We start from the raw sequence: 12,487 nt of genomic DNA, 5'->3' as shown, positions 1-12,487 counted from the left end.
ATATTGCACTTAGAAGACCTCCGAGATGAGGTCTTTATTATGTTCAATATTGTAAATTCCCATTGGAAAAAAGAAGGATAATGAAAGGAAGGTAATAAGAAAACAACATGTAAAAGGATAAAGATGACGATAATTCTATAAATGGATGGATATTGTGGAGGGAAAATATAGATTATTTCTCAGAGGAGTACCGTTATATAGTGGGAAAGGAATGTCAAAGGAAATTGTAAAAAGAAGGAATAAATACATTATAAAAATTAGGTCCCTTTTAAGAGTTCATATCGGGTCATGTGAAGGAATATTTCTTCTTCTATTAACAGAGACTTTTGTAGGAAGTTCATTGAACTCTAATTTAGCTCTTTTTCTTCGTTCAAGTAAAATCAGAAATATGTTAAATTGTTTAATCAAACACTTCTGTTAAGCTTTGACATAACATTGCTACACATTTCGATTAATGATATAATATAAAAACGTCAATAATTTGCGAGTGATAACGATGATCCGACTTACATCTAAATTAAAATATTTTAAAAGCCCGAAACCTCGACTACTATCAGTCGAGGTTTTTTGTTTCTCCAAGGAAAGAGTTCTAGCTAGACGACAAATTTATGGCTGAGGCTATCTATTTGAATATTATAGTTATTTTAATTTGGCTCTGTTAAATAAGGCTGATGTTATTTACGATGTTTGATTGCAGTAGGGGGAAATAAAATGGAAAATAAGAAGTATAATGATCTTAAATTAGGAGAGCGTGGAGCAATCATTAGCATTATTGCTTATATATGTCTTTCCATTATGAAGTTGGTTGTTGGATATATGAGTGACTCAGCTGCATTAAAAGCAGATGGTCTAAATAATACAACCGATATCATTGCATCCATTGCTGTCCTTGTTGGACTTAGACTTTCTCAAAGACCACCTGATAAAGATCATGGTTACGGTCATTGGAAGAGTGAAACAATTGCATCCATGATTGCATCTTTTATTATGTTAGCAGTCGGGATACAAGTGTTAACTGATGCTATTAGTTCTATGTTTGAAGGAAATAAAGAAACCCCTAACATTATTGCCGCATATGTAGGCATTTTTTCAGCTATCGTTATGTATTTTGTCTATCGATATAATAAAAAATTAGCTACAAAAATTAATAGTAAAGCAGTTATGGCAGCTGCAAAAGATAACATTTCAGATGCTTGGGTAAGTATAGGGACTGCAGCAGGTATACTAGGGTCCCAACTAAATATGCCTTGGCTGGATACGATAACTGCAATTATTGTGGGATTATTGATTTGTAAAACAGCATGGGATATTTTTAAAGAAGCTTCTCATGAACTTTCAGATGGATTTGATATAGATAAAATTGAACTTTATCGGAATGTCATTCAAAAAGTTGAAGGAATTAAAGGGATTAAAAAAATTAAAGGGAGAAACTACGGCAATAATGAGGTTATCGATGTCGTTATCCTTGTTAATTCTACGTTAGATATTAAAGAGGCTCATGATATAGCAACCCATGTTGAAAAAGTTATGATGAAAGATTATGGCGTATACGATGTTCATGTCCATGTAGAGCCAGATTAATTCAACTAAAAATATTGCATGAATTATCCCCCACTTCTCGAGTTTTTTTCAAGCTGCATGAGGTTAGGGGATTGATGGTAGTATTTTAGGGTTAGTGAACTAATAGATTATTAGAAACCAATAGGAAGGGATCAATATCATTCATTTTTCTTATTGGTCCGTGCAATATAAATAACAACTAACAATAAGCCTACAACTAGTAAAATTATATATAGAATATTATTTGCTGAGTTATCAGAGGATGGTTGCTCTTCACCTTTTAAGTCGTTTAAGTTAATCGATACTTGCTCGGTTGGTTTCTCCCCTATTCCTAGTTCATCTAAATCCATGTCAGCTGTTAATAGTGGAGTGGTTCTGGAACAGAGACCCGTTCTAAGTTCTCCATCCGTTTCGTTTGCGTATACTAGATATTGTTGATCTAAAGTAAATTCATAGCCACAACTGGCAGAATCTCTTTCCGTATAAATAATGACTTGTGTTTGATCGAGACCCTTCCACGTTTCTTTCACTTCAAATAGAACTGCAATTGGGTCAGCAGAGGATTGGATGGAATTATTTTTATTTACATCTACCATGTCGACAACTTTCCCAGAGAAAACCGCTGCACTTCGGTCCAATTCAGCCTGCGCAGTATCGGGCTGCATACAGGAACAAGCGAAGCTATTGATAGGGGAGTAATTAAACATACATAGAAAAGCCATCATGAACAGAAATGCAAACCTAACCTTACTCTTTTTTCGTGTTTCTTTTTCCAATGTTTTCCCTCCTTTTAATTTTAGACGGTTATACTAGATAACAAGTTACATGTGAATGAATTTTCTGTACTCTAATTATTTTACGAACTTTAGATCATACAGAAGGGGAGATGAAATGTTTAGAAGAAAGTTATTTGCATTTATGTTTACTGTAATAATATGTATGCCCATTATCGGTTTTTGTTTTATGCTCATTGAACAGAGTACGATAAGTGAGATACCAGGGTTAATAATCTTTGCGAGTATGTATGCAATACCAGTAACTCTTTTATTTGGGGTTCCTGTATCAATTCTTTCAGATAAAATGAATGACAGATTAATTGGTACAAAACGAGTATTATCTTCATTTGCTATCCATTTACTTTTCGGTATCAGTTTTCCCTTCTTTTTTATGCTGTTAGCTGATTCTAGGTCAATCTTGACTAATTTCAACTGGGGTGATTTATATTTCTTAATACCTTCGACGCTTATCTCGTTTGTGGGGTGGGGTATGGACGAGGTTTTGAGAATCTATTTTAGAAACTGAGACCTTTTATCATTTCAAGGTCTCTTTCCTGTTTATTCACATATTGTAGGGGGATGATTATTCAACTATTTCCAGGATAGTACGTCGAAAAATAGTTTTACGTTCAGTCATTCTTGGAAATGCAAAATCATGTTCTATCCAAAAAAGTACTTGGAAATTTGGTTAATAAATTCTTCTTCCAAAGCACCTTTCTTTTTTACGATAATGAAGGTTGAGACAGATGGTAGCTCAAATAGATCGAAGTGTGGCTGCATGATTTTCCCTTCGATTAGTTCGCGTCTTACAATTGAATGAGGGAGAAAGGAGACGCCGAGACCGTCTTGGATAAATCGTTTTGTGATATGTGCTTGGGTCACTTTCATCGTGCGCAGTCCGACGACCTGTTTATGTAGTTTAAAAAGTAGGTCATCCCAAAAGACAGGATGATGGTGTGTAAATAAGTAATTCCTCTGTAGTATCTCTTTCACATCGATTGGTGGTCCACTTTCTTCATCATAGCCATCGACCGGCATAACGAATAATATCGGATCCTCATAAATGGAAATGGATTCAATATTTTTCTGCTTAGCATCTAATGCTGAGATACCGATATTCACATCTCCTACTTCGACGAGCTCTTCAATCTTATAGGATTCCTCCACACGAATGTTTATCTCCAAGTCAGGATGAAGTTTCATGAAGGAACGCAAAAAATGGGGGAGAATCGTTTCAGCCATAAGAGGAGAAATGGCGATAGTCCAGTTCCGCCGATACCCTTGCGTAAATGAAAACACTTTATTGACGCTATTTTCAATGCTGTTCACTATTTGCTGTGCTTCAGGAAGAAAGAACCTACCAGCATCGGACAGCGATACGCGATTATTTTGTCTGTCAAAAAGAGTCGTACCTAAGTGTTCCTCTAATAATCGTATATGAACAGTAACGCTTGGCTGGGACATGACCAATTTCTCCGAAGCCTTTCGAAAGTTAAGCGTTTCTGCTGCTATACAAAACGTTTTAAGCCATTGATACTCCATATTTTCCTCGCTCCTTAATTAATAATATTAATTATTTCAATTATATATATTTAATTTTTATTATCAAGTTCCTCTAATATACTAAATGCAAGGAGGGATTTTGTATGTATCAAAAAGGATTAAAAGATATTGTGGCAGTTCATACGCATATTGCTTCAGTAGATGGAGAAGTTGGAGAACTTAGATACCGTGGAGTGAAGGTGGATGAGCTCGTCACAACAAGAACGTTTGAAGAAGTGGCGAATTTTCTATGGAGTGGGGAACAATCAAAAAACGAAGGAAATAGTTTAAATAAGTATAGAGAACTTCCTAATCATGTGAATGTAATTATTGATTCGCTTCCAAAGGGCGTATCCCTCATGGATGCGATGAGAACGGCGATCTCTTCTTATGCACATGAGGACTTTAAGGAGAAAACAATAGAGGAGCAGGCGGTGATTTTAACAGCAGCACTGCCAATTATTGTTGCAAGACATTACCGAAATCAGCAGTCGCTACCGATTGTTGAATCAAGAGAAGATTTATCACATACAGCGAATTACTTGTGGATGCTAAACGGAGAAGTACCGAGTGATGTACAAGTAGAAGCATTAGAGTCATATTTGAAGCTAACAATGGAGCATGGGCTGAATGCCTCGACATTTGCCGCAAGAGTGACAATTTCTACTGAATCGGACCTAACCTCAGCTGTTACTTCTGCACTCGGTACGATGAAAGGGCCACTTCACGGAGGTGCACCATCTGGAGTCATTTCCTTGTTAAATGAAATGAAAGATCCATCCATGATTCGAACAATTATAGAAAATAAAATGGAAAATGGGGAAAAGATAATGGGCTTCGGCCACCGTATATACAAAACGGAGGATCCTCGTTCCATCCTATTGCGTGAGAAATGTTTGAGCCTACAAGGAAAAGATCCATGGTTAGATATAGCAACAATTGCAGAAAAAGAAATAATTGATTTACTTGCAAAGCATAAGCCGGGGCGTAAACTCTACACGAATGTCGAGTATTATGCAGCAGCTATCATGCGTTCCATTGATATGCCAGCAGAACTATTTACCCCGACATTCAGTATAGCGAGAATGGTTGGCTGGACTGCCCACGCTATCGAGCAAACAAGAGACAACACCCTTTTCCGCCCACAATCTATTTATGTGGGTGAGCTAAAATAACAACAGTTGCAGACCAAGTGAAGTTGGTCTGCAGCTTTTTTTATGCCAATAAAATACAGGATAAATAATAAACGATGGAGAATATACAACTAACTAGACGTATAAAATTTATGAAAGTAAGGAAGTTGTGTATGAATGTCATAATTGAAACTGCCAAGCTGGAACATTATGAAACGGTAAACGAAATAGTAAAAGAAGGCCACGATGAACATGCTTTAGCGTTACCTCACCTATTTAAAAAAGTAGAACATGCAATGCCTAGGAGTTACTTTAATGAACTTCTTGCAGATCCAGACTCAGATGTACTGGTAGCAACATTAAATGAAGAAATGGTAGGGTTTGCGGTAATGGAATTAAAAGTAGCACCTGATTTTGACTCAATGATGCCAAGAGTTTTTGCTTATATGAATGATTTTGGAATGAAAGAATCTTATCAGAAAAGAGGCTACGGAAAAGAGTTATTTGATGCTTGTGTCAAGTGGGCAAAGCAAAGAGGCGCATCTTCATTGGACTTAAATGTATGGGAATTTAATCAGAATGCGATAACCTTTTATAGTCAGAGAGGCTTGGAGAGTGTAAGCAGAAAAATGACATTACCACTTAGAGATTAATTAACAAGTTTTCGCACCACTTAGCGTAACAAATGTTTGAAATATTAAAAGAAACATTCTCGAAATATCGATCAATAGTTTTTCCAAAACAATAGAGTTGATAAATATCACCTACGAGTGTCAACGACTAACAATCCACCCTTCTTTCTATAAAAGAAGCGCCATGCGAGAACTTAAAATAGAGTTAGATGGAAAGTAATAATTCTAAATAAAAATAGGTCTATATAAAAATAGCACTAATCCAATTAAATAGAATAACAATTACTAAAAGTGGCAATCCAATTATAATAAGCCCTGCAAAAAAATAAGAAAAATAATAAAGAATGTCTTGAATAGCTCCTGCTAAATCATCGATAAAACGTCTCAACTGTTTCACTCCCTATAACAATATACATATTTTAACATAATTAAGAGAGGAGCTGAAAGGTTTTAAAAGTTCAGGGTGGATGACTTGTATACTAGAATATATCATTATAAAGAATCACTTGATTTTTTCTGAATTTTGCGTATTATATAGTGTAAACTAAATATCATGGCTATGAAGAGGAAAAGTAAAGTGATGATGTTATAAAGAGAGCTTCTGTCGGTGGAAATGAGGCAAACTAATCATTTGAACATGATCTCTGAGCTTCGTACTGAACGTTTAAGAATTAGTAGGCTACGACAAGATTTGGCACTTGTTATCCATGTCAAAGTATAAAAGCATTTTTTGCTATGTACTTATGGAGTCAGACGGTGTGAATCGTTTGAGCATTAAGGTGGTACCACGAGTCATTTAGACCTCGTCCTTATCGAGTTTTTCGATAAGGATGGGGTCTTTTTTGTTTTTACACTATTTTTGGAGGGATTAAGAATGAGTATTTTTATTGGAGGAGCATGGCCGTATGCGAATGGTTCATTACATTTAGGCCATATTGCAGCACTATTGCCAGGGGATATTTTAGCAAGGTATTTCAGGCTGAAAGGGGAAGAAGTATTGTATGTATCCGGAAGTGATTGTAATGGCACACCCATATCGATACGTGCAAACTCAGAAGGGATAACAACAAAAGATGTGGCGGATAGATACCACGCAGAATTTGTGGATTCCTTTAACCGCTTAGGATTCTCGTACGACTTTTATACACGAACCGATAGTCCGAATCATCACGAAGTAGTCCGGGAAATCTTTTTAGAGTTAGTAGAGAATGGCTTTATTTACAAAAAAGAAATAGAGCAAACGTATTGTGAGGTTGACCAGCAGTTTTTACCTGACAGGTATGTGGAAGGTAATTGTCCAAACTGCGGAAGTCGAGCACGGGGAGACCAGTGTGATGTATGTTCTACAATTTTAGATCCACTCGATCTAAGCAACCGCAAATGTAAGTTGTGTGGAAATGAGCCGAGTATTCGGACGACAGAACACTTTTATTTTGCATTAAGTAAATTTCAAAAGCAGTTAGAAAGTTATGTGAACAAAGCAAAGAAGAATGGAACTTGGCGAGACAATGCCATTCAGCTGTCTGCGCGTTATCTAAATGAAGGGCTACAGGACCGTGCTGCATCAAGGGATCTTCCAAATGGGGTTAGTATTCCAGTCAAAGGCTACGAGGAGAAAAAAGTATATGTATGGATAGAGGCAGTTTCCGGTTATTTTTCGGCAAGCAAGCAATGGGCGAAATATCTCAACAAAGACGATGAAACGTTTTGGTCGGATCAAACAACGTCTTACTATGTGCATGGGAAAGATAATATTCCATTTCATACACTTATATGGCCAGCTATATTAATGGGGATTAATAATAAATCTTTACCAACTCATATTATCTCGAATGAATATTTGACTTTGGAGAAAAGAAAGATATCCACTAGTCAAAATTGGGCTGTTTGGGTCCCTTATGTATTAGACAAATACCATCCAGATTCTCTGCGATACTTTTTAACGATCAATGCTCCTGAAAATCGCGATACGGACTTCTCTTGGAGAGAATTTATTTACAGTCATAATTCAGAGCTGCTTGGGGCCTATGGGAATTTTATTAACCGCACATTAAAGTTTATGGAAAAGTCCTTTGGAGGAAATATTCCTGATAATGAAATAAATAAAGACATCCGTGATTTAACAGAGAAATTATATACAGATATCGGCAATCAAATCGAGAAGGGTCATTTCAAATTAGCATTAGAAACGATATTTACTTACATTCGAAACGCAAATAAGTTCTTTGATGAACAGAAACCTTGGATTCAGGTGAAAGAAAATTTACAAGTGTGCAAGGAAACGATTGCAACTTCTGTGTACATCATTGCAAATGCAGCACAAATACTGTCACCTTTTTTACCTTTTTCCAGTGAAGAGGTGAGAAAAACCCTGCACATAAATGAATTTAGTTGGCAGCCGATAACGGTGGGGCATAAGCAATTACATGATATAAAACCTTTGTTTGAAAGAATAGACACAAATACGATACAAGAGGAAATGGATTATCTAGTAAAGCAATCTATATAGAGGTACCAATGAAGTAGCAGGGTTGAAGAAGGAGTATTTTGAAATGGTATTGAATAAGTTAATATATGTAAATTAACATTAAGATTGGTGTTTAAAGGGTGTTGTGAATAACAACTTGAAAAGATGATTAGAATTCTATGTTCTATTCAAAACATGCTTTCAAATTTGTTAAAAACTTCTGATGAAGAGAAAATAACCATTTACGTTATTTCATACACTGAACAGAATGATCAATAAAAAAAGGGGATTGTGAAAGGGGATATAAAAATGAGTTTACAAATTTACAGTAAAAAACGTTCTATACAAAGTTATCTTTTTGAAAAATATCTAACATTGCGAAATACAAAAAAGGGTTTTTCCTCTATTGAAAACACCTCGCAGTTCGTAAAACAAAGGGGAATTGAAAATATTAAGCCATATGTTATAGAGAAGGCTAAATTTTCCTGTGAAATTAAGGAGCAAGTAATTGAGGACATAAAGGTTTTCACATTAAATGACCAAAAATCTATGAAACAAAAAGTAATTCTCTATATACATGGAGGTGCCTGGACTAATCAACCTTTAATTTTTCACTGGAGGTTCATGGATAAAATGGCTCAATCATTAAATGCAAAAATTATTGCACCTATTTATCCTAAAGTACCTAATTTTAATTATCAGCACACCTACCCTAAACTCGTAAACCTATATAAAGAAATCCTTGGAACCGTTGAAAGTCCTAAACAATTGACCATCATGGGGGATTCGGCAGGCGGAAATATATCACTTAGTTTGGCACAACTATTAAAGAGGAATAATATACCTCAACCAAAAGATATCATTTTGCTATCTGCATGTGTTGATATGGGGCTTGATAACCCTCTTATACCTGAATATGAAAAAAAGGACCCAATGTTGGCTATTGGAGGAATGGAAGTGATTACAAGGATTTGGGCAGCTGATAAGAACATAGATGACCCATTAATTAGTCCAATCTACGGTAACTTTAAAGGACTTGGGAAAATCACTCACTTTATTGGCACGCACGAAGGTTTATATCCAGATGCTATAAAACTTGACGAAAAACTAACAGAGCAAGGAATTGAGAACAATACATTTGTTTATCCAAAAATGAATCATGTGTTTGTTGTATTTCCAATTCCTGAAGCTAAAGATGCTCAACAAAAAATTATTGAGATCATTAATAACTAAGTGAGGTCTTCAACTGCAAATTAAGAGTGCTTGAGTTAAATACCTAGAGCGTCATTTAGGTAGCATTTTTGTCATTAAATGGTCCGGATATAAGATTGTAAAAGGATTGCACTTAAACTAATAGGTCCTCTACTTTAAGAACGAGTAAAACATTCTTCTTATTGAACTAAAGGGGCAGGTTAGTTAAATAAGGAATATTAATTGGAATCTAAAATTTTATATATACATTAAAGAGGTTACTAGCAACTTGCTAGTAGCCTCTTTAAAAAACATGAATTAAAATCTTTTTACTTTAATTCGGTAAGATAAACAATTTGATAACGAAGTGACTTCCTCAAACTGCCAAGTATCAAAATTAATTGCTCCACCCGGGTAAACTGCAATTATTTGAAGACCCGCTTGTTGACATAAGTATATATTTCATCTGTTGAATAGCAGGCTAGCGATTGTGTGATTGTTTCATTAGGTGAACTTCTTTGCCATTAGTGGATTTATGGAATCTGCTTTTGCCATAGGAAAGCATGATCTTCCCCATTAGCCGTTTCCGAATCTCCCACAACCTGTCTACGGTTATTAATATCAGAAGCAAAACTGAAGGTTCCCCCGAGCGTATCGAGATCAGTCATCACGCCTTTTTGCCAAAGGAAAGCATGACTTTCCCCATTAACCGTATCCGATAATCCCACAACCTGTTCACGGTCATTTATACTAGTAGCGCCACTAAAGCTTCCACCAAGCGTACCGAGATCGGTCATCACACCGTTTTGCCATAGGAAAGCATGAGCTTCCCCATTAGCCGTTTCCGAAATTCCCACAACCTGTTCATGGTCATTTATACTATCAGCGCCACTAAAGCTTCCACCAAGCGTACCGAGATCGGTCATCACACCGTTTTGCCAAAGGAAAGCATGGACTTCCCCATTAGCCGTATCCGAAAATCCCACAACCTGTTCACGGTCATTTATACTAATAGCGCCACTAAAGCTCCCACCAAGCGTACCAAGATCGGTCATCACACCGTTTTTTTGCAATAGGAAAGCATGAGTTTCCCCATTAGCCATTTGCGAATCTCCTACAATCTGTCCACGGTTATTAATATCATTAGCTTGACTATTGCTTCCACCAAGCGTACCGAGATCGGTCATCACACTGTTTTGCCATAGGAAAGCATGGAATTCCCCACTAGTAGCCGTTTGCGATCCTCCCACAATCTGTCCACGGTCATTTATACTAGTAGCATAACCGTTGAATCCACCAAGCGTACCGAGATCGGTCATCACACCGTTTTGCCATAGGAAAGCATGTAGTTCCAAATCATTAGCCGTCCGAGATCCTCCTACAATCTGTCCACGGTCATTAATACCAATAGCAACACTGACAGTTCCCCCGAGCGTACCCAAATCAATCATATGTGGTCCTATTCCCATATACACCATCCTTTCAAATAATAAATATATGAAAGTATATGAAAGATTTAATAAGTTTGATTGTGTTATACTCTCGTATAATATATAAATCAGCTTTCTATAGTAATTTACTAATCTATAGCTTTGAACGGAGAGATTATATTCACGATGAAAGTAGATAAAAAGCTTATTATTTGTTCCTAATATATTTGCGTTCGGTGACTTTTGGATTTTATTAAAGAATTTTTTTAAACCTTAAAAAATATGACATCGTTAGCTAATTCAACAACCTACAATGTTTCTTAAACTATAATGGTGCTTTAGTTAAAGATCATTGAGTTGCAATGCAACTCTTTTTTCTTGTTCAACTATCATGAAAATTAATTTCTTCAACAAAAGGAAAATGACAATACTTAAGAAGACCCCAGCTTAATCGTAAAAAAAGAGGAGATCGTACATTAATAAGGCTATTGATTTCGGTGGACTACAAGTATTGACTCCTCTATCCATTTTCATTCTCTGTGCTGCATGGATGGCTAAAGGGGTAGGTTAGTTGAAGAAGGAAAGTAAAGTACAGGAATTTAAATGACGAGAAGAAAATATTTAGAGGATCATAAGGGGGGAATTATTTGAATACTACTAAGAATAATGGATTTGAATTACTTGAATTTATTAGTTTAAAAGAGAAGGATATAGATGACTATCAGCCATTAGCAGGTTCTTACGCAGTAATAAAATGTAAAGAAAAATATCTTCTTTGTTATAACAAGTATCGTAAACAATGGGAAGTGCCTGCTGGTCAAAGAGAAGAGAATGAAACACCGAAGGAATGTGCATTAAGAGAACTATACGAAGAAACTGGACAAATAGTAACAGATATAGAATTCAAGGGTTTATTGAAGGTGAAAAATACAATGAATGGGAACATTAAATTTAATCCCGTTTACTTTACAACAATAAAAGAATTACAACCATTTATAGAAAATGAGGAAACATCAGATATAGTGCTATGGAACTTGTATGACGAAATAGGCAACATTGATTCGGTAGATATAAAGATTTTTGAATACGTCTGAGTGTAGCGGAGATGTATGGTAAAAAAATAGGAACTGGTTTGTTTGCAATTCGTGTAGTAATGATTTTAATAGGCATGCCTTATTATTGGGAGATTCAATTATAGGGGGTAGATTAAAGGTCGTCAATTATTTAATAATGACAACAATCGCCATCACACGTTGCACAGTTTTCTCACTAACCAAACAAGAATATGGTTTCTTTTTTTTCGTTTAAGAACTAACGCTCTTATTTTGGTAATAAAAAATGACCAGGCACACAAATTTTTGTGATTACCTGGTTTTTTTAGATGAACTTAATGTAACGGGTGGTAGCCTCTCATATTCAAGAACTAATAAACATTATTAATTCGAAACTTGAGTTTTTTTCATCATTGAAATTAGCGCTATTCCAATTAAAGAAACAATCCCTAAGAAGAACAATAAGAATCCAATTGGGATTAAGAAGAAGGGCTCTTCTAAGGTACCATCTGGTGCTACATTACTTCCAATGATAGCCTTTGCAATAAAGCAGAATACTCCTAAAAAAATTGGTGTTGATGCGATAAAATATTTTTTCTTCATATCATTTTTCCTCCATAAAAGTTAGTCTAATCATTTTTTATATTTCAAGAAATCACCTGGCTGACAGTCTAATACTTCACATTTTTTTTCTAATGTTGAAG

12 protein-coding genes and 1 other annotated feature are annotated in these 12,487 nt (G+C 35.7%); of the genes, 7 read left to right on the top strand and 5 right to left on the bottom strand.

From position 1 onward, the window contains the following. Positions 1–711: 711 nt before the first annotated feature. Positions 712–1,581, top strand: a complete 870-nt coding sequence (locus MHB48_RS12265; protein WP_342598345.1) for a cation diffusion facilitator family transporter — start codon at positions 712–714, stop codon at positions 1,579–1,581. Between the two features lie 137 nt (positions 1,582–1,718). On the opposite strand, the gene MHB48_RS12260 is transcribed toward MHB48_RS12265, so the two are convergent. Next, positions 1,719–2,336, bottom strand: a complete 618-nt coding sequence (locus MHB48_RS12260) for a hypothetical protein (protein ID WP_342598344.1) — start codon at positions 2,334–2,336, stop codon at positions 1,719–1,721. Positions 2,337–2,451: 115 nt separating this feature from the next. Here MHB48_RS12260 and MHB48_RS12255 point away from each other — a divergent pair, with 115 nt between their 5' ends. Next, positions 2,452–2,862, top strand: a complete 411-nt coding sequence (locus tag MHB48_RS12255; RefSeq protein ID WP_342598343.1) for a hypothetical protein — start codon at positions 2,452–2,454, stop codon at positions 2,860–2,862. A gap of 134 nt (positions 2,863–2,996) precedes the next feature. Here MHB48_RS12255 and MHB48_RS12250 read toward each other — a convergent pair whose 3' ends face one another. Continuing rightward, complete coding sequence (locus MHB48_RS12250) at positions 2,997–3,878, bottom strand: LysR family transcriptional regulator (RefSeq protein ID WP_342598342.1); 882 nt, start codon at positions 3,876–3,878, stop codon at positions 2,997–2,999. A 104-nt stretch (positions 3,879–3,982) separates the two neighbouring features. Here MHB48_RS12250 and MHB48_RS12245 point away from each other — a divergent pair, with 104 nt between their 5' ends. Then, the gene (locus MHB48_RS12245) at positions 3,983–5,053 is read left to right on the top strand and encodes a citrate/2-methylcitrate synthase (RefSeq protein WP_342598341.1); all 1,071 of its coding nucleotides are present in this window, start codon (positions 3,983–3,985) and stop codon (positions 5,051–5,053) included. Between the two features lie 131 nt (positions 5,054–5,184). Next, the gene (locus tag MHB48_RS12240; protein ID WP_342598340.1) at positions 5,185–5,664 is read left to right on the top strand and encodes a GNAT family N-acetyltransferase; all 480 of its coding nucleotides are present in this window, start codon (positions 5,185–5,187) and stop codon (positions 5,662–5,664) included. A gap of 220 nt (positions 5,665–5,884) precedes the next feature. On the opposite strand, the gene MHB48_RS12235 is transcribed toward MHB48_RS12240, so the two are convergent. Then, the gene (locus MHB48_RS12235; protein WP_342601440.1) at positions 5,885–6,031 is read right to left on the bottom strand and encodes a hypothetical protein; all 147 of its coding nucleotides are present in this window, start codon (positions 6,029–6,031) and stop codon (positions 5,885–5,887) included. Positions 6,032–6,193: 162 nt separating this feature from the next. Further along, positions 6,194–6,457 (top strand) — a binding site (T-box leader). Between the two features lie 60 nt (positions 6,458–6,517). On the opposite strand from MHB48_RS12235, the gene metG reads away from it, so the two are divergent. Beyond that, a complete protein-coding gene (metG, locus tag MHB48_RS12230; protein ID WP_342598339.1) occupies positions 6,518–8,152 on the top strand; it encodes a methionine--tRNA ligase in 1,635 nt (544 codons plus the stop codon). 267 nt (positions 8,153–8,419) lie between these two features. Beyond that, positions 8,420–9,343, top strand: coding sequence for an alpha/beta hydrolase (locus tag MHB48_RS12225; protein ID WP_342598338.1), 924 nt, complete (start codon positions 8,420–8,422; stop codon positions 9,341–9,343). A 491-nt stretch (positions 9,344–9,834) separates the two neighbouring features. Here MHB48_RS12225 and MHB48_RS12220 read toward each other — a convergent pair whose 3' ends face one another. Continuing rightward, positions 9,835–10,770: a hypothetical protein gene (locus tag MHB48_RS12220; RefSeq protein ID WP_342598337.1), complete on the bottom strand. Its 936-nt coding sequence runs from the start codon at positions 10,768–10,770 to the stop codon at positions 9,835–9,837. Between the two features lie 608 nt (positions 10,771–11,378). Here MHB48_RS12220 and MHB48_RS12215 point away from each other — a divergent pair. Continuing rightward, positions 11,379–11,825 carry an NUDIX hydrolase gene (locus MHB48_RS12215; protein ID WP_342598336.1) on the top strand — a complete coding sequence of 149 codons (447 nt, stop codon included), beginning with the start codon at positions 11,379–11,381 and terminating at the stop codon, positions 11,823–11,825. 342 nt (positions 11,826–12,167) lie between these two features. Here the strand turns inward: MHB48_RS12215 and MHB48_RS12210 are convergent, their stop codons facing one another. Further along, entirely contained in the window at positions 12,168–12,386 is a 219-nt protein-coding gene (locus MHB48_RS12210) for a DUF3955 domain-containing protein (RefSeq protein ID WP_342598335.1), read from the bottom strand. Between the last annotated feature and the right edge of the window lie 101 nt (positions 12,387–12,487).

The organism is Psychrobacillus sp. FSL H8-0483 (assembly GCF_038637725.1).
GTDB lineage: Bacteria > Bacillota > Bacilli > Bacillales_A > Planococcaceae > Psychrobacillus.
The sequence above is the reverse complement of the archived record's forward strand: the minus strand, read 5'-3'. Positions and strand labels throughout refer to the sequence as shown.